The 15,947-nt window shown below is 61.3% G+C and carries 14 protein-coding genes, 1 rRNA gene and 1 other RNA gene; 6 read left to right on the top strand and 10 right to left on the bottom strand.

The features are described from left to right. Positions 1 to 175 precede the first annotated feature (175 nt). Together H4P35_RS03405 and H4P35_RS03400 are read right to left on the bottom strand one after the other, a co-directional pair. Positions 176 to 1,706: ribosomal RNA gene (locus H4P35_RS03405) — 16S ribosomal RNA — on the bottom strand. 966 nt (positions 1,707 to 2,672) lie between these two features. After that, complete coding sequence (locus tag H4P35_RS03400) at positions 2,673 to 3,149, bottom strand: Lrp/AsnC family transcriptional regulator (RefSeq protein WP_226848094.1); 477 nt, start codon at positions 3,147 to 3,149, stop codon at positions 2,673 to 2,675. Between the two features lie 156 nt (positions 3,150 to 3,305). Here H4P35_RS03400 and hppD point away from each other — a divergent pair, with 156 nt between their 5' ends. Then, positions 3,306 to 4,418 carry a 4-hydroxyphenylpyruvate dioxygenase gene (gene hppD / locus H4P35_RS03395; RefSeq protein WP_062840947.1) on the top strand — a complete coding sequence of 371 codons (1,113 nt, stop codon included), beginning with the start codon at positions 3,306 to 3,308 and terminating at the stop codon, positions 4,416 to 4,418. Between the two features lie 214 nt (positions 4,419 to 4,632). Here hppD and msrA read toward each other — a convergent pair whose 3' ends face one another. The 3 genes from msrA to ilvD all read right to left on the bottom strand — a co-directional run bounded on the left by msrA (position 4,633) and on the right by ilvD (position 7,267). Continuing rightward, on the bottom strand, positions 4,633 to 5,187 hold the full coding sequence (gene msrA / locus H4P35_RS03390; RefSeq protein ID WP_226848092.1) for a peptide-methionine (S)-S-oxide reductase MsrA: 555 nt from the start codon (positions 5,185 to 5,187) through the stop codon (positions 4,633 to 4,635). 75 nt (positions 5,188 to 5,262) lie between these two features. Further along, positions 5,263 to 5,598 carry a c-type cytochrome gene (locus H4P35_RS03385; RefSeq protein ID WP_062840949.1) on the bottom strand — a complete coding sequence of 112 codons (336 nt, stop codon included), beginning with the start codon at positions 5,596 to 5,598 and terminating at the stop codon, positions 5,263 to 5,265. Continuing rightward, positions 5,582 to 7,267, bottom strand: coding sequence for a dihydroxy-acid dehydratase (gene ilvD, locus H4P35_RS03380; protein ID WP_056327923.1), 1,686 nt, complete (start codon positions 7,265 to 7,267; stop codon positions 5,582 to 5,584). Before ilvD ends, H4P35_RS03385 begins: the two co-directional genes overlap by 17 nt. 130 nt (positions 7,268 to 7,397) lie before the next feature. Between ilvD and lgt the strand changes: the two genes are divergently transcribed. Beyond that, positions 7,398 to 8,186 carry a prolipoprotein diacylglyceryl transferase gene (gene lgt / locus H4P35_RS03375; RefSeq protein ID WP_180100319.1) on the top strand — a complete coding sequence of 263 codons (789 nt, stop codon included), beginning with the start codon at positions 7,398 to 7,400 and terminating at the stop codon, positions 8,184 to 8,186. Here lgt and H4P35_RS03370 read toward each other — a convergent pair. The 4 genes from H4P35_RS03370 to H4P35_RS03355 all read right to left on the bottom strand — a co-directional run bounded on the left by H4P35_RS03370 (position 8,161) and on the right by H4P35_RS03355 (position 9,984). Then, positions 8,161 to 8,925 carry an SIMPL domain-containing protein gene (locus H4P35_RS03370; protein ID WP_226848090.1) on the bottom strand — a complete coding sequence of 255 codons (765 nt, stop codon included), beginning with the start codon at positions 8,923 to 8,925 and terminating at the stop codon, positions 8,161 to 8,163. The genes lgt and H4P35_RS03370 overlap by 26 nt on opposite strands. Positions 8,926 to 9,009: 84 nt before the next feature. Further along, positions 9,010 to 9,195: non-coding RNA, 6S RNA (gene ssrS / locus H4P35_RS03365), on the bottom strand. A gap of 31 nt (positions 9,196 to 9,226) precedes the next feature. Then, a complete protein-coding gene (locus H4P35_RS03360) occupies positions 9,227 to 9,538 on the bottom strand; it encodes a cell division protein ZapA (protein ID WP_056327920.1) in 312 nt (103 codons plus the stop codon). Then, positions 9,538 to 9,984: a hypothetical protein gene (locus H4P35_RS03355; protein ID WP_056327919.1), complete on the bottom strand. Its 447-nt coding sequence runs from the start codon at positions 9,982 to 9,984 to the stop codon at positions 9,538 to 9,540. Before H4P35_RS03355 ends, H4P35_RS03360 begins: the two co-directional genes overlap by 1 nt. A 479-nt stretch (positions 9,985 to 10,463) precedes the next feature. Here H4P35_RS03355 and H4P35_RS03350 point away from each other — a divergent pair, with 479 nt between their 5' ends. From H4P35_RS03350 to H4P35_RS03335, 4 genes are all read left to right on the top strand, one after another. Further along, positions 10,464 to 10,928 carry a tripartite tricarboxylate transporter TctB family protein gene (locus H4P35_RS03350; protein WP_062840952.1) on the top strand — a complete coding sequence of 155 codons (465 nt, stop codon included), beginning with the start codon at positions 10,464 to 10,466 and terminating at the stop codon, positions 10,926 to 10,928. A 13-nt stretch (positions 10,929 to 10,941) separates the two neighbouring features. Beyond that, complete coding sequence (locus H4P35_RS03345; RefSeq protein ID WP_062840953.1) at positions 10,942 to 12,447, top strand: tripartite tricarboxylate transporter permease; 1,506 nt, start codon at positions 10,942 to 10,944, stop codon at positions 12,445 to 12,447. Between the two features lie 182 nt (positions 12,448 to 12,629). After that, a complete protein-coding gene (locus tag H4P35_RS03340; protein ID WP_226848084.1) occupies positions 12,630 to 14,234 on the top strand; it encodes a gamma-glutamyltransferase family protein in 1,605 nt (534 codons plus the stop codon). Between the two features lie 57 nt (positions 14,235 to 14,291). Next, on the top strand, positions 14,292 to 15,197 hold the full coding sequence (locus H4P35_RS03335; protein ID WP_062840955.1) for an NAD(P)-dependent oxidoreductase: 906 nt from the start codon (positions 14,292 to 14,294) through the stop codon (positions 15,195 to 15,197). Positions 15,198 to 15,269: 72 nt separating this feature from the next. On the opposite strand, the gene H4P35_RS03330 is transcribed toward H4P35_RS03335, so the two are convergent. Next, entirely contained in the window at positions 15,270 to 15,899 is a 630-nt protein-coding gene (locus tag H4P35_RS03330) for an FMN-dependent NADH-azoreductase (protein WP_128829944.1), read from the bottom strand. Positions 15,900 to 15,947: the final 48 nt, after the last annotated feature.

The following is a 15,947-nucleotide window of genomic DNA, read 5'->3' as shown; positions in this document are numbered from 1 at the left end:
TTTTCGTTGTGCTTCTTCCAGATTGTTAAAGAACAAATGTAGCTGTTGGGTAAAACCCAACTGATAGCGCTGCAAGCAGCGCTATCAGTTAGTTTCTACGCTGCGCCAAACCTTGACGCCAGCTACAACAAACAACCGATAAGAGTGGACGCTTAACACGAGCACGTAAGCTCTGAAAGGAGGTGATCCAGCCGCACCTTCCGATACGGCTACCTTGTTACGACTTCACCCCAGTCATGAATCCTACCGTGGTAATCGCCCTCCTTACGGTTAGGCTAACTACTTCTGGTAAAACCCACTCCCATGGTGTGACGGGCGGTGTGTACAAGACCCGGGAACGTATTCACCGCGACATGCTGATCCGCGATTACTAGCGATTCCGACTTCACGCAGTCGAGTTGCAGACTGCGATCCGGACTACGATCGGGTTTCTGGGATTGGCTCCCCCTCGCGGGTTGGCGACCCTCTGTCCCGACCATTGTATGACGTGTGAAGCCCTACCCATAAGGGCCATGAGGACTTGACGTCATCCCCACCTTCCTCCGGTTTGTCACCGGCAGTCTCATTAGAGTGCCCTTTCGTAGCAACTAATGACAAGGGTTGCGCTCGTTGCGGGACTTAACCCAACATCTCACGACACGAGCTGACGACAGCCATGCAGCACCTGTGTTCCGGTTCTCTTGCGAGCACTACCAAATCTCTTCGGCATTCCAGACATGTCAAGGGTAGGTAAGGTTTTTCGCGTTGCATCGAATTAATCCACATCATCCACCGCTTGTGCGGGTCCCCGTCAATTCCTTTGAGTTTTAATCTTGCGACCGTACTCCCCAGGCGGTCAACTTCACGCGTTAGCTGCGCTACCAAGGCCCGAAGGCCCCAACAGCTAGTTGACATCGTTTAGGGCGTGGACTACCAGGGTATCTAATCCTGTTTGCTCCCCACGCTTTCGTGCATGAGCGTCAGTGTTATCCCAGGAGGCTGCCTTCGCCATCGGTGTTCCTCCGCATATCTACGCATTTCACTGCTACACGCGGAATTCCACCTCCCTCTGACACACTCTAGCTCGGTAGTTAAAAATGCAGTTCCAAAGTTAAGCTCTGGGATTTCACATCTTTCTTTCCGAACCGCCTGCGCACGCTTTACGCCCAGTAATTCCGATTAACGCTTGCACCCTACGTATTACCGCGGCTGCTGGCACGTAGTTAGCCGGTGCTTATTCTGCAGGTACCGTCAGTTTCCCGGGGTATTAACCCGGAACGTTTCTTTCCTGCCAAAAGTGCTTTACAACCCGAAGGCCTTCATCGCACACGCGGGATGGCTGGATCAGGGTTTCCCCCATTGTCCAAAATTCCCCACTGCTGCCTCCCGTAGGAGTCTGGGCCGTGTCTCAGTCCCAGTGTGGCTGGTCGTCCTCTCAAACCAGCTACGGATCGTCGCCTTGGTGAGCCGTTACCCCACCAACTAGCTAATCCGATATCGGCCGCTCTAATAGTGCAAGGTCTTGCGATCCCCTGCTTTCCCCCGTAGGGCGTATGCGGTATTAGCTACGCTTTCGCGTAGTTATCCCCCGCTACTAGGCACGTTCCGATACATTACTCACCCGTTCGCCACTCGCCACCAGACCGAAGTCCGTGCTGCCGTTCGACTTGCATGTGTAAGGCATCCCGCTAGCGTTCAATCTGAGCCAGGATCAAACTCTTCAGTTTAATCTCTGTATTTGTTTCGTATTCTTGGTCTGAATAAATCCAAACCAGGTCATACGTCGCTACTCAAAGGAAGTGAGGTATGTTCTTAAACTTGACGTCTAAGATACTTCACTTCTAGTGAGCACTTGATTTCTTGTGCTTGCGATAAGGCCGAAACCCAATCGCTGCACTCGCATCAAGCGCCCACACTTATCGGTTGTTTAGTTGTTAAAGAGCGGCACTGCTAAAACTTCAAATCACGGCGCTGATTTCTCAGCGCTTAGCGACCATCGAAACGTCAGGGTAAACCCTAATTTTTCGGCAACCGCCAAGCCCTCTACTATAACACAGCTTTTGCAGATTGTGCAACCGGCTTCTGCCTGATTTGCATCCTATCTTGCAACCCCGCTTGCTTTGCAAGCGGCTTCGGAAATCCGAAGGCTGGTCACCGCACAGGTGGCTGAAATTTAGTTTCAGGGTAAACCCTGATTCGTCATCACCAGCCGAGCCTAAGACTATAGCACAATTTTTGCAGATCTTGCAACTGGCTTCTGCCTGATTTGCGTCGATCTTTGCAATAACCGCTTGGCGCCGTTTCCAGCTGCCTTTGCGGCAGACCTGCCCTTGGGCTGACCTGTTGCACTTGCTTGGCTTCGCTGTTCGAAACTGTGTGAGCAGCGAAGGAGCGAGACTATAGCACAGAAATTCTGCGTGTGTGGCCAGCATGACACCCATTTTGCAGAAATATGATTCTTTTAGGGGACGCACCGAGATCAGCCTGGGGGGCCGCACTCCTTTGCTCCCCTATATATAGGGAGGTGACTCCAGGCTCCTCTATATATATATATATACGCAGTTGCGAGCCGGTGCGATCACAAGCCGCCCTTCTAGGCTGGGCAAGACCGGAGCGAGCGGTGCCGACCGACTGGCATGCAACATCCCGCCGCTTCAACGGCCAGGGCCGGCAGGAGCACCGCGCCGCGCTATCTATATACGAAGCTCCGTCGTTTCCTTGATCTGCTGCAGGGCGAAGAACGAGCGCATATCCACGACTGCAGGGTGGCGCATGAGCGTGTCCATGGCGAAACGGGAGAAATGCGCCAGGTCGGCGACCTGGATGCGCATCAGGTAGTCCATGTCGCCCGACATGGCGTAGCACTCGACGACCTCCGGCCACAGCTGGACCTCGCGCGCGAAGTCGCTCATGGGCGCGTGACTGGAGCCGCTGTGCTTATTCAGGCGGATGTTCACATAAGCGAGCAGCCCCAGCCCGACCTTTGCGGCATCGATGAGCGCCACGTATTTCTTAATGAAGCCCTGCTCTTCCAGGCGCCGCACCCGGCGCAAGCAGGGGCTGGGAGACAGGGAGACGCGGTCCGCCAGTTCCTGGTTGCTGAGGCGCCCGTCCCGCTGCAGCTCGGCAAGAATCCTTAGATCTGTCCTATCGAGCTCAATTGCAGACATTTTCAACCCCTTGTTCACAATATTGGGCAATATTATTGCTCAAACTATCGGCTTTTGCGCCATGTTTGCAATTGTCTGCCCACCCTTCCTACCTACAATCTGCGTCTAGACTTGACGAACAAGTCGTCCACTTAAAACATGCAAGGGAGCAGACTTATGAGCAGCGCTTTCCAACCCTGGGACAACCCGATGGGCACCGCCGGGTTCGAGTTCATTGAATATGCCGCGCCGGACCCCGCCGCGCTGCGCAAGGTGTTTGAACTGCTGGGATTCAAGGCCATTGCCAAGCATCGCCACAAGGACGTGACGCTGTACCGTCAAGGCGGCGTGAACTTCCTGATCAACGCCGAGCCCGATTCCTTTGCCCAGCGCTTTGCCCGTTTGCATGGCCCTTCGATCTGTGCGATTGGCTTTCGCGTGCAGGACGCCAATGCCGCCTACAAGCGCGCGCTGGAACTGGGCGCCTGGGGTTTCGACTCCCATAGCGGCCCGATGGAACTGAACATCCCCGCGATCAAGGGCATCGGCGATTCGCTGATCTATCTGGTGGACCGCTGGGCCGGCAAGGAAGGCCACGGCGGCATTGGCGACATCAGCATCTATGACGTGGACTTCATCCCGCTGGATCCGGCCAACGCGCAGACCGACGTCAACTGGCGCGGCGCGGGTCTGACGTTGGTGGACCACCTGACGCACAACGTGCACAAGGGCCGCATGGCCGAGTGGTCGGAGTTCTACGAGCGCCTGTTCAACTTCCGCGAAGTGCGGTACTTCGACATCGAGGGCAAGGTGACGGGCGTGAAGTCCAAGGCGATGACCTCGCCTTGCGGCAATATCCGCATTCCCATCAACGAGGAAGGCACCGACGAGAAGGGCCAGATTCAGGAGTACCTGGATCTGTACCGCGGCGAGGGCATTCAGCATATCGCCATGGCGACCGATGACATTTATGCCACGGTGGAAGCGCTGCGCAAGACCGGCGTCGTGTTCCTGGACACGCCGGAGACCTACTACGAACTGCTGGATCGGCGCCTGCCGAACCACGGCGAGGACGTGGCGCGCCTGCAGAAGAACCGCATCTTGCTGGACGGCGCGCCGGGTGGCGGACTGCTGCTGCAGATCTTTACCGAAAACCAGATCGGCCCGATCTTTTTCGAGATCATTCAGCGCAAGGGCAATGACGGCTTTGGCGAGGGCAACTTCAAGGCCCTGTTCGAATCGATCGAGCTGGACCAGATGCGCCGCGGTGTTTTGAAGACCGTGGAATAACGCTTGAAGACAAGCGCCTGGCGTGCGTCGACATAGCCTGTTCAAACCCCGCTGAGTGGCGGGGTTTTTCATTGAGCGCGCGTCGAGCGGACACGCGCCGCATCAAGAAAAGCACCGCGCAGGGAAAGACCCGCATGAAAAAAGGCCCCGCAGCGGTCGGCGCAACGCGTGTCCGCCGTACGGGGCTTCAGTCAGGCGAAGTGATTGCCGCCGCTTAGCGCTTCAGGCGATCCTGGAATTGCTTGCGGAACTTGGCGACCTTGGGTGCGATCACGAACTGGCAATAGCCTTGCTCGGGATGCAGGGCGAAATAATTGCTGTGATAGTCCTCGGCCTGCCAGAAATGCGCCGGCGCCAGCAGCTTGGTGACGATGGGCGCATCGTAGACTTTTTGCGCCTCGACCTCGGCGATGACGGCCTGGGCCTGCTCGCGCTGCGTTTCGTTCTGCCAGAAAATGGCCGATTCGTACTGCGGGCCAATGTCGTTGCCCTGGCGCCCCGGCGTGGTGGGATCGTGGGTGGCGAAAAAGACGCGCAGCAGATCGCTGTACGAGAGTTCGGCGGGATCGAACTCGATGCGGGCGACTTCGATGTGGCCGGTGTCCTTGCCGCAGACCTGTTCGTAGCTGGGATTGTCGACGTGTCCGCCGCTGTAGCCCGGCAACACGCTTTTAACTCCGCGCAGGTCGGCAAACACTGCTTCGACGCACCAGAAGCAACCGCCGCCAAGAACGGCGACTTCATTGCCCGGTGATGGTTGTTCTGCCATGACGATTCCTTTGCATTAGGCGGCCGCTGCGTGCGGCCCGCGCCCCCGGCTCGATACCGGGGCATGAAAATAAGACTACTGCTTTGCCGGCGCCAGCGACAAGATCCATTCGGACAAGGCGCGTGCGTCTTCGGGCGATACATGAGTCTGAGCGGGCATGGGCACCGCGCCCCAGGCGCCGCGACCACCGCTACGGATCTTGCCCGCCAGGTAATCGACCATGGCGTCGCCCTGCCCCGCGTATCGCTGCGCCACGCTCATCAAGGGCGGCCCGACCCGCTTGGCTTCCACCTGATGACAGGCCATGCAGGCCTTGCTCTTGGCCAGGTCCAGGCCAGTGGTTTGCGCATGCGCCGCGCCAGCGTTCAGGACGCCGGCCGCGGCCAACAACAGACTAATCTTCAAAAGCATCGGTTACTGCCCCACGGCTGGCGGTGCTGGCGAGCTTGCCGAACTTGGCAAGCACACCGCGTGTATAACGCGGCTTGGGCTGGACCCAGGCCTGACGACGAGCCGCCATTTCTTCGTCGCTGATGTTGAGCTGCAGCAGCAGCTTGTGGGCATCGATGGTAACCGAATCGCCTTCCTGGATCAGCGCGATGGGACCGCCTACATATGCTTCTGGCGCGACGTGCCCCACGACCATGCCCCAGGTGCCCCCGGAAAAACGTCCATCGGTGATGAGTCCGACGGTTTCGCCCAGTCCTTGCCCCACAAGCGCCGAGGTGGGCGCGAGCATTTCGCGCATGCCCGGGCCGCCCTTCGGGCCTTCGTAGCGGATCACTACAACGTCGCCGTCGCGGATCTGCTGGGCCATGATGGCGGTCATGGCATCGTCTTCCGAGTCGAACACGCGCGCGGGGCCCGTGATGACGGGGTTCTTCAGGCCGGTGATCTTGGCGACGCACCCTTCGGGCGACAGATTTCCCTTCAGGATCGCCAGGTGGCCCTGCGGATAGAGCGCGCGATCGATGGGCATGATGACATCCTGGTCCGCGCGGGGCGCGTCAGGCACATCCGCGAGCGTTTCAGCGATGGTCTTGCCACTGATGGTGATGCAATCGCCATGCAGCAAGCCTGCATTGAGCAGGAGTTTCATGACCTGGGGAATGCCGCCGGCGCGATGCAGGTCGGTCGCCACGTACTTGCCTGACGGCTTCAGGTCGCACAGCACCGGGACGCGCCGGCGAATGCGTTCGAAATCGTCGATGGTCCACGGCACTTCGGCGGCGTGCGCGATGGCCAGGAAGTGCAGCACTGCGTTGGTCGATCCGCCCGTGGCCATGATGACGGAGACGGCGTTCTCGATGGATTCGCGGGTGATGATGTCGCGCGGGCGCAGGTTGCGCTTGACCGCGTCGACGAGCACACGCGCGGACTCGGCGGCCGAAGTGACCTTTTCCTCGTCTTCGTTGGCCATCGTGCTGGAATACGGCAGACTCATGCCCATGGCTTCGAATGCCGAGCTCATCGTATTGGCGGTGTACATGCCGCCGCAAGAGCCCGAGCCGGGAATCGCGCATTTCTCGATCTGCTTGAAGTCCTCTTCGGGCATGCGGCCCATGGTGTATTCGCCGACGGCCTCGAACACGGACACAATGGTGAGGTCGTTGCCCTTGTAGCGGCCTGGCTTGATGGTTCCGCCGTAGACATAGATGCCGGGCACGTTGGTGCGCGCCAGGGCGATCATGCCGCCAGGCATGTTCTTGTCGCATCCGCCGATGACGACGACGCCGTCCATCCATTGGCCCTGCGCGGCGGTTTCGATGCAGTCGGCGATGACCTCGCGCGACACCAGCGAGTATTTCATGCCTTCGGTGCCCATGGACATGCCATCGGAGATGGTGGGCGTGCCGAACACCTGGGGATTGGCGCGCGAGGCGCGGATCGCGTCGATGGCGGCGTCGGCCAACCGCTGCAAGCCGCTATTACAGGGCGTGATCGTCGAATGGCCGTTGGCCACGCCGATCATGGGGTTCTCGAAATCGGCCTCTTTGTAGCCCAGCGCGTAGTACATGGCGCGATTGGGCGCGCGCGCGACGCCTTGGGTGATATGGCGGGAACGTTCATTGTGCGGCATGGTCAGTGTCTCCTGTCGGCCGTCGGGGCGCGGACATGGCGAACGCACCCGGGGAAGCTGGCTCGCTTGGCATGCGAATCTTCAGTGCTCGCCGGTTATTATCATTCAACTTTATTGTGTCGGGCAGAACATGCTGGAATATCCAAAAATCGACCCCATCGCCCTGCAGATCGGGCCGCTAGCCATTCATTGGTATGGGCTGATGTACCTGGCGGGCTTCGCGCTCGTGTATTTGCTGGGCCGCCAGCGCATCAAGAGCGGGCACACCACGTCCCTGAACGTGCGGGACCTGGAAGACCTGATCTTCTATAGCGTGCTGGGCGTGGTGCTGGGGGGCAGGCTGGGATACGTGCTGTTCTACAAGCCAGGCTATTACCTGTCGCATCCGCTTGAAGTGCTGTATCTGTGGCAAGGCGGCATGTCTTTCCACGGCGGCCTGATCGGCGTGATCCTGGTGATGCTGCTGTTCGCGCGCAAGAAGGGCCTGCCGTTCTTTGCGATCAGCGATTTCATCGCGCCGCTGATTCCGCTGGGACTGGGCTTTGGCCGGCTGGGCAATTTCATCAATGGCGAACTGTGGGGCCGCCCCACCGACGTGCCATGGGCCATGGTGTTCCCCGACAGCGGCGACGGACTGCCGCGCCATCCGTCGCAGCTCTATGAGCTGGGCCTGGAAGGCATCGTGCTGTTTGCGCTGCTGTGGTGGTTTTCGAGCAAGCCGCGGCCGCTGGGTCAGGTCAGCGGATTGTTCCTGATGGGCTATGGAACGTTCCGCTTCCTGGTGGAATTCACGCGCGAGCCGGACAACTTCCTGGGTCTGCTCGCGGGTGGGTTGAGCATGGGACAGTGGCTGTCCCTGCCGATGGTCGCTCTGGGCGCCATCATGTTCAGTCTTACTGCAAAACGATCGTCCCGTTGACCGCGACGCTGACCGTCACGTTCCCTGCTTCAAGGGGAACGCTGACGTCGGCGCTGCTGAACGAACCGCCCTTGGCCATTGCCGCGCCGACCATGCGTTGAACCGGCACGGGGCCGCCGGAACCGCCGAGTTCAATCTTGGACAAGCGGTAGCCGGAAAAGCCGAAGGCATTGGCCGCGGCCAGTGCGCGATCCTTGAAGGCCTGCGCGGCTTCTTTCAGCAGCTTGCGCTCTTCGGCTTCACGGGCGGCCGGCGACAGCGAGAAGCTGATGTTGGAAATGGCGGTCTTGTCGGACAGCTTGGAAGCCAGCGCGGCGGCAGCCGCGAAGCCCTTGGACTCCAGCACGATTTCGCCCTGGCCGCGCCACGAGGCGATCTTTCCCTTGTTGTTCATGTTGGGCCAGACATTGAAGCTGCTGGTGCGCACTTCCACGTCCTTCGTGTCGCGCGCACGCTTGACGGCGTCTTCGAGCGCGGCGGTCAGCTTCTGGCCAGCGGCCGGCTGGTCCGGCGCTTCAACTTCGGCGGACAGCGCAATGCGGACCGTGTCCTGCTTGACCTCGGAAGACGCCATGGCTTGCAAGGTCAATTCGGGCGAGCGGTTTGCGGCGGGCTCGGCGGCGGCCGTTGCGGCAGGCGCCTGCGTCTGCGCGAAAACGGGTTGAGCCACAGCGATGGCGGCCACGGCTGCGCACGCCGCACCAAGCTTGGTGAGCGAAAAAACGGGGTGTTTGAACATGGACTGGTCCTAGGAGGGAGGACGAAGGGGATTTGCCGAGAGGCACCCGACGCGGACCTGCGCTAATGGCAGGCCCGCTGGGATAGATGCCCCGCCTGTGCCGTCAAGGCCGGCATCTCGAACCCTGAGGTTCAAGGTGGTCGCGTTCCGAAGAGCATCGGGTTCGTCTGCAAGAGACAATCACTCCAGCTCTGCACTCCCGCAACCAATATGCCAAAAAGACATAGGTTCAGAGAATGTATGGCCTAGTCACGAACACGGCAGGGACAAACTGAAAAATCTTGAATGCTGCTTATGAACGTTAGAGCAGTTTTTCCTGACCCGACAAGGCGTCATCGAGTACTGCGTTCATGTCCTCAATTCTACGCTTGAAGTCGCCGACCGCCAAACCGCCCAGCGGACCATCGGGCGCTTTCATTGCAAGCAACTCGCCGGCGACCTGCAATGCGGCCATCACGGCGATGCGTTCATTGCTGGAAACCTTGCCCGTGCCCTGGATGCGCAGCATGAGCTGATCGACGTGGCGCACTGCGGCCAGCAGGGTGGGCTTTTCTTCGGCGGAGCAAGCAAGCGAGTACTCGCGGCCGAGGATCGATACGTCTACACGTTCCATTAGTGTTGCTCTCCGGACGGCGCACCCGGCAACCGGGCCAGGACGGCGTCGATGCGCTCGCGGGCCGACGCGGCGGCCACGCGCAAGCGCTGTAGTTCTGTGTCGCGCGATTGCAGGCTACCCTGCAGTTCGCTTTCGCGTGCGGCGAACCGCGACTCGAGCGCGTGGCGCTCGGCGGTCTCGCGCGCGAGTTGTTCGCGCAGCGCGGCTTCCGCCCGCTTGGCTTCTTCTAGCATGGCCGAGACGGCGCCGTCGTTATCTTGAAGCTTGCTTTGCAGCGTGACGACTTCGGCTTCGCGGTCAGCGGCGCGCTGCTTGAGCACGCGCTGCTCGGCTTCGAATTCGTTCACGCGTAGACGCAACGCGTCACGCTCGGCGTGGAGTTGGCGGGTGCGTTGCACCAGTTGCCCGATTCGGGCGGCGAGTTGGTCTAGATCTTGCAGCATGGGCGCTATCGTAAACCATCCTGGGATGGACCGGGCCTCTTCACGCAAGGTGAGAAACCCGGCAATATTCAGTAGGAAATACGGTTGGGTTTGGCGCGCGAAGGTTACCGGCTCTTGCCTGCCATGAAAAGTCCCATCCCCCGAAATTGCCGCATCCGGCCGATCCGGCTTTCGCGATTCTTTCTATAAACTTTCACTTAGCTTTCAAAAAGCCCTCAAACTTTCGACCGCGTTACAAACGGGGATCGGGAGTTCCCCAATTCTAGGGAAAACCCCAGGCTTTCACCGACCTTACAGGGTTTGCAGCGTGGCAGGCGTCCATTACCATTCGGCCTTTCAAGAAACCACGTCGTCGCTTTCAGAATAATTAATGGCACCCCGAAGTGCCTTTTTTGTGCCTGTCACTCGCCTTTCGGCGGGTGTCCCATCCGGCTACAAACCTCTTTTATCTACATGCTGTAAACAGGAGCCAACCAATCATGCAGCTACGCAATCGACAGGACTTCTGGTCGGGGGTGATGTTTATCGCCCTTGGGCTGGGATTCGCCTGGCAGGCCAGCAGCTACCAAATGGGTACTGCTGCCCGAATGGGACCCGGATACTTTCCTTTCTGGCTGGGCATTGTTCTTGCACTGCTCGGCGCCATCGTGCTGCTTGGCTCGCTGTCCAAGAAAGCCCATGAAACGCATGTCGACAAGTTCGACTGGCGCATCGTCTTCCTGGTGGTGGGCTCGGTTATTCTGTATGGCGTGATCCTCAAATTTCTGGGCGTCTACATCTCGGTGTTCGTGCTGGTGGTCGTCAGCAGCCTTGCCAGCCATGAATTCAACCTGAAGGTCGCCGTTGCCAACGGCATCTTCCTGGTGCTGTTCACCTACCTGGCATTCATCAAGGGGCTGGGGCTGATTTTCCCGCTGTGGCCGTCGTTTCTGGGCATGAACTGAGGAGCAATCGGCCATGGAATTGTTTGACAACCTCATGATGGGTTTCTCGGTGGCGTTCACGCCCGAGAACCTGATGTACGCACTGCTGGGCTGCATCCTGGGTACGCTGATCGGCGTGCTTCCGGGCATCGGCCCCGTCCCGACCATCGCCATGCTGCTGCCGATCACGTACGTGCTGCCCCCGGTGGCCGGCCTGATCATGCTGGCGGGTATTTACTACGGCGCCCAATACGGCGGATCCACGACGGCCATTCTTGTGGCGCTGCCAGGGGAAACGTCTGCGGTGGTTACCGTGCTGGACGGTCACCAGATGGCCCGCAACGGCCGGGCGGGCGCTGCGCTGGCAATCGCCGCACTGGGCTCGTTCTTTGCCGGTTGCGTTGCCACGCTGCTGCTGGCTGCCTTTGCGCCCCCGCTGGCTGAAGTCGCGTTCAAGTTCGGCCCCGCCGAGTACTTCTCGCTGATGTGTCTGGGCCTGGTCGGCGCCGTGGTGCTGGCTTCGGGTTCGCTGCCCAAGGCCATCGCGATGATCATCCTGGGCCTGCTGCTCGGCATGGTCGGCACCGACGTCAACTCGGGCGTTGCCCGCTTCGACTTCGGCGTGCCGGAACTGCAGGACGGCATCGACTTCGCCATCGTGGCCATGGGTGTGTTCGGCTTTGCCGAAATCATGACCAACCTCGAGCAGAAGGAAAACCGCGTCGACATCACCGACAAGATCGGCACGCTGTATCCGAACAAGCAGGAATTCAAGGAAGCCGCCCCGGCCGTGCTGCGCGGCACGGCGCTGGGTTCGGCCCTGGGCATCCTGCCGGGCGGTGGCGCGGTGCTGTCGTCGTTCGCGTCGTACACGCTGGAAAAGAAGATCTCGAAGAATCCGGAACGCTTCGGCAAGGGCCACCCGGCCGGCCTGGCGGGCCCGGAATCGGCGAACAACGCCGCAGCCCAGACTTCGTTCATCCCGCTGCTGACGCTTGGTATCCCCGGCAACGCCGTGATGGCGCTGATGGTGGGCGCCATGACCATCCACAACATCCAGCCCGGCCCGCAAGTCATGTCGAGCCACCCGGAGCTGTTCTGGGGCCTGATCGCCTCGATGTGGATCGGCAACCTGATGCTGGTGGTGCTGAACCTGCCGCTGATCGGCCTGTGGGTCAAGCTGCTGAAGGTGCCCTACCGCATCCTGTTCCCGGCGATTCTAGTGTTCTGCACGATCGGTGTGTACTCGCTTAACTACAACCCGTTCGACATCTTCACCACAGCCATCTTCGGCATCATCGGGTATGTGTGGTCGAAGCTGAAGTGCGAAGGCGCCCCGCTGCTGCTGGGCCTGGTGCTGGGCCCCATGATGGAAGAGAACTTCCGCCGTGCCCTGCTGCTGTCGCGCGGCGACTTCTCCACCTTCGTGACGCGTCCGCTGTCCGCTACCCTGCTGGCCGTCGCCGTGTTCCTGGTGATCCTGGTGGCCCTGCCGGCCATCCGCAAGAAGCGCGAAGAGACCTTCGTCGAAGAAGACTAAGGCCCAGCGCGCCGCCCTTGATGCGGCGCCCCAGCCTTCAAAACCCCCGGGCCTGTCCCGGGGGTTTTTCTTTGGGCGCTCGCCGCGCTGAAAAATACAAATAATTACGCCACGCAACCAATCGTACAGAGACGGATTCGTCTACGTTAAGCTACGGGTTTACCCCACGCGATGATTCGGACATGAATTTCGACTGGAAGAATCCCTACACGACCACCCGGACGCCTGTCTTCGCCCGCAATGTCGTCGCCACGTCCCACCCCTTGGCCGCTCAGGCAGGGTTGCGGATCCTGGCGCAAGGCGGCAATGCGGTGGACGCGGCCATCGCCGCGGCCTCTACCCTTGCATTGACCGAGCCAGTAAGCAACGGGCTGGGCTCGGACTGCTTTGCGATCGTCTGGGATGGGGCGAAGCTGCATGGCCTGAACGCATCCGGACCGGCGCCGGCGGCCTGGAACGTGGACTACTTCCGGCGCAAGCACCAAGGCGCGATCCCCGCCCGCGGCTGGGACAGCGTGACCGTGCCGGGTTGCGTGGCCGGCTGGGGCGCCTTGCATGAGAAGCTGGGCCGCCTGTCTTTCGCCGATATCCTGGCGCCCGCCATCGAATACGCCGAACGGGGTTTCGCGATCACGCCGATGGTGCACCAGAAGTGGGCCGCGCAAGCCGATGTGCTGCAGCCGCAGCCGGGCTTTGCCGATCATTTCCTGCCGCGCGGGCGCGCGCCGCACATTGGCGAACACTTCGTGCTGCAAGGCGCGGCAGCCACGCTCAAGCGCATCGCCGCGACCAGCGGACGCGACTTCTACGAAGGCGAGACCGCCCACAAGCTGGTGGCGCACGCGCAGGCGCACGAAGCAGCCCTGACGCTAAAGGATCTGCGCGAATTCGCGCCCGAATGGGTGACCCCGATCAGCCAGTCGTACCGCGGCCATACGCTGCACCAGATTCCGCCCAATGGCCAAGGCATCGCCGCGCTGATCGCGCTGGGCATCCTGCAGAATTTCGATCTGGCCGCGCGCCCGATCGATCATCCCGAGACGCAGCACTTGCTGATCGAGGCGATGAAGCTCGCCTTTGCCGACGTCTATGCGCACGTGGCCGATGCGCGCCACATGCAGGTCGCGCCCGAGCAGATGCTACGCGCGGACTACCTGGCCGAACGCGCGCGCCTGATCGATCCGCGGTCGGCGCAAACCTTCGCCACCGGCCACGCGCCGCAAGGCGGCACGGTCTACCTGACCGCCGCCGACCGCAACGGGATGATGGTCAGCTTCATCCAGTCGAACTACATGGGGTTTGGGTCTGGCGTCGTGGCGCCAGGCACCGGCGTCAGCCTGCAGAACCGCGGGTACGGCTTCAGCACCGATCCCGATCATGCGAATGTGGTGGCGGGCGGGAAGCGGCCGTTTCACACGATCATTCCGGGTTTCCTGATGCGTGACGGCGCCCCGGTGATGAGCTTTGGCGTCATGGGCGGCAACATGCAGCCGCAGGGCCAGATGCAGGCGCTGGTGCGCATGCTGGACTACGGCCAGCAGCCGCAGGCCGCGTGCGACGCGCCGCGCTGGAAGTGGAACCGCGGCCTTGAGGTGGACCTGGAGGCGACGGTCTCGCCCGCCGTGGCCCAGGGGCTGCGCGAGCGCGGCCATGTGCTGCAGGGCATGGAAGATCCCTACATGGACTTTGGATCGGGCCAGTTCATCTGGCGGCTGGGCGATCCGGCCGTCGATGGCTACGTCAGCGCCAGCGACAGCCGCCGAGATGGACTCGCCGCCGGCTTTTGATTGCGTTAAGGTTAGTGTCCTGAAACAGACCTACCCTTATTCAGCGGAGTCCACTGCATGGCAACGATCGGTACCAAGAGCTACGACGCAGCCGTAGCCCAGAAAGTCGCTTTCCTCGGATTGGGCGTGATGGGCTTGCCCATGGCCGGTCACCTGGCCCGCGCCGGGCACGACGTCACCGTCTACAACCGCACGCCCGCCAAGGCGCAGGCCTGGGTTGCCGAGTTTGGCGGCCATAGCGCCGCCACGCCGCGCGAAGCCGTTGCCGGCGCACAGATCGTCTTTGCCTGCGTGGGCAACGATGACGACCTGCGCAGCGTCGTGCTGGGCCCGGACGGCGCGTTTGCGGGCATGGCGCCCGGCGCCGTGTTCGTCGACCATACGACCGCTTCCGCCGACGTGGCGCGTGAACTCCATGCGCACGCCAAGGAACTAGGCCTGAACTTCATCGACGCCCCCGTGTCGGGCGGCCAGGCGGGCGCCGTCAACGGCGTGCTGACGGTCATGTGCGGCGGAGAGCAGGCGGTGTTCGACGCGGTCAAGCCGGTGGCCCAGTGCTTTGGCCGCGCGGTCACGCTGGTCGGCCCCCCGGGCGCCGGCCAACTTGCCAAGATGGTCAACCAGATCTGCATCGCCGGCATCGTGCAGGGCCTGTCGGAGGCGATCGCGTTCGGCCAGGCGGCAGACCTGGACATGAAGCAGGTGCTGGACGTGATCAGCAAGGGCGCGGCGCAGAGCTGGCAGATGGAGAACCGCGGCGGGACCATGGTCGACGACAAGTTCGACTTCGGCTTTGCGGTGGACTGGATGCGCAAGGACCTAGGCCTGGTGCTGGCAGAAGCGCGCAACAACGGCGCGCGCCTGCCCTTGACCGCGCTGGTGGACCAGTTCTACGGCGACGTCCAGAAGCTGGGCGGCGGCCGCTGGGACACGTCCAGCCTCATCAAGCGGCTGCGCGACTGAAGATCTGGTTTTTCGCGCCTACGAAAAAGGCGAGCCTCGCGGCTCGCCTTTTTTCATGCCCGGTGCGCGCGGTCAGGCGGCAAGCGAGGCTTGGCCGGCGGCCGGCAGCAGCGCATCGATGCGTTGCTTGGCCAGGGCCAGCCCTTCCAGCGCGGCCACTTCGCCCATCGCCATGCCTTCGGCGGCAATGAAGGTCACGTCAGTCATGCCCAGGAAGGCCAGCATCTGGCGCAGATACGGCGTCATCGTGTCCGAGGGCGTGCCCTCGGCCTTGCCGCCACGCGCGGTCAGCACGACCACCTGCTTACCCTTGACGAGCCCCTCGGGCACGCCTTCCGGCGTATAACGGAACGTGACCCCGGCGCGCGCCAGGTGGTCCAGATAGGACTTGAATTGCGCCGGCAGGTTGAAGTTGTACACGGGCACGGCGAACACGATGCGATCGGCGTCCATCAGTTCAGCAATGAGCGAGTCGCTCAGCTCGACCAGCCGCTGCTGCTCGACGGTGCGGGACTCGGCGGGCGTGAACAGGGCGCCGGCGGTGTTGCCATCGAAGTAAGGAATGGGTTGCGCGCCGATGTCGCGGACCTTGATGGCCGAAGCCGGGTTGGCAGCCTTGACGCGGGCAATCAGGTGATCGGCCAATTGCTTGCTGTTGGAACGTTCGCCGAGAATCGAGGAAAGGATGACCAGGGTCTTCATTGCAGTATCTCCAGTGGGTTCCCCCGGGCGGGGGGCTGGATCTGTCAG

It is taken from the genome of Achromobacter sp. 77 (assembly GCF_020541125.1).
Classification (GTDB): Bacteria; Pseudomonadota; Gammaproteobacteria; order Burkholderiales; family Burkholderiaceae_B; genus Achromobacter; species Achromobacter mucicolens.
This window is presented reverse-complemented; position numbering and strand designations above follow the sequence as displayed.

Coding starts and splice junctions, on each gene's coding strand:
- lgt (WP_180100319.1), top strand. CDS start 7,398: ATGCTGGAATATCCAAAAATCGACCCCATCGCCCTGCAGATCGGGCCG.
- H4P35_RS03400 (WP_226848094.1), bottom strand. CDS start 3,149: ATGTCTGCAATTGAGCTCGATAGGACAGATCTAAGGATTCTTGCCGAG.
- H4P35_RS03360 (WP_056327920.1), bottom strand. CDS start 9,538: ATGGAACGTGTAGACGTATCGATCCTCGGCCGCGAGTACTCGCTTGCT.
- H4P35_RS03330 (WP_128829944.1), bottom strand. CDS start 15,899: ATGAAGACCCTGGTCATCCTTTCCTCGATTCTCGGCGAACGTTCCAAC.
- ilvD (WP_056327923.1), bottom strand. CDS start 7,267: ATGCCGCACAATGAACGTTCCCGCCATATCACCCAAGGCGTCGCGCGC.
- H4P35_RS03350 (WP_062840952.1), top strand. CDS start 10,464: ATGCAGCTACGCAATCGACAGGACTTCTGGTCGGGGGTGATGTTTATC.
- H4P35_RS03370 (WP_226848090.1), bottom strand. CDS start 8,925: ATGTTCAAACACCCCGTTTTTTCGCTCACCAAGCTTGGTGCGGCGTGC.
- hppD (WP_062840947.1), top strand. CDS start 3,306: ATGAGCAGCGCTTTCCAACCCTGGGACAACCCGATGGGCACCGCCGGG.
- H4P35_RS03385 (WP_062840949.1), bottom strand. CDS start 5,598: ATGCTTTTGAAGATTAGTCTGTTGTTGGCCGCGGCCGGCGTCCTGAAC.
- H4P35_RS03355 (WP_056327919.1), bottom strand. CDS start 9,984: ATGCTGCAAGATCTAGACCAACTCGCCGCCCGAATCGGGCAACTGGTG.
- H4P35_RS03340 (WP_226848084.1), top strand. CDS start 12,630: ATGAATTTCGACTGGAAGAATCCCTACACGACCACCCGGACGCCTGTC.
- H4P35_RS03335 (WP_062840955.1), top strand. CDS start 14,292: ATGGCAACGATCGGTACCAAGAGCTACGACGCAGCCGTAGCCCAGAAA.
- msrA (WP_226848092.1), bottom strand. CDS start 5,187: ATGGCAGAACAACCATCACCGGGCAATGAAGTCGCCGTTCTTGGCGGC.
- H4P35_RS03345 (WP_062840953.1), top strand. CDS start 10,942: ATGGAATTGTTTGACAACCTCATGATGGGTTTCTCGGTGGCGTTCACG.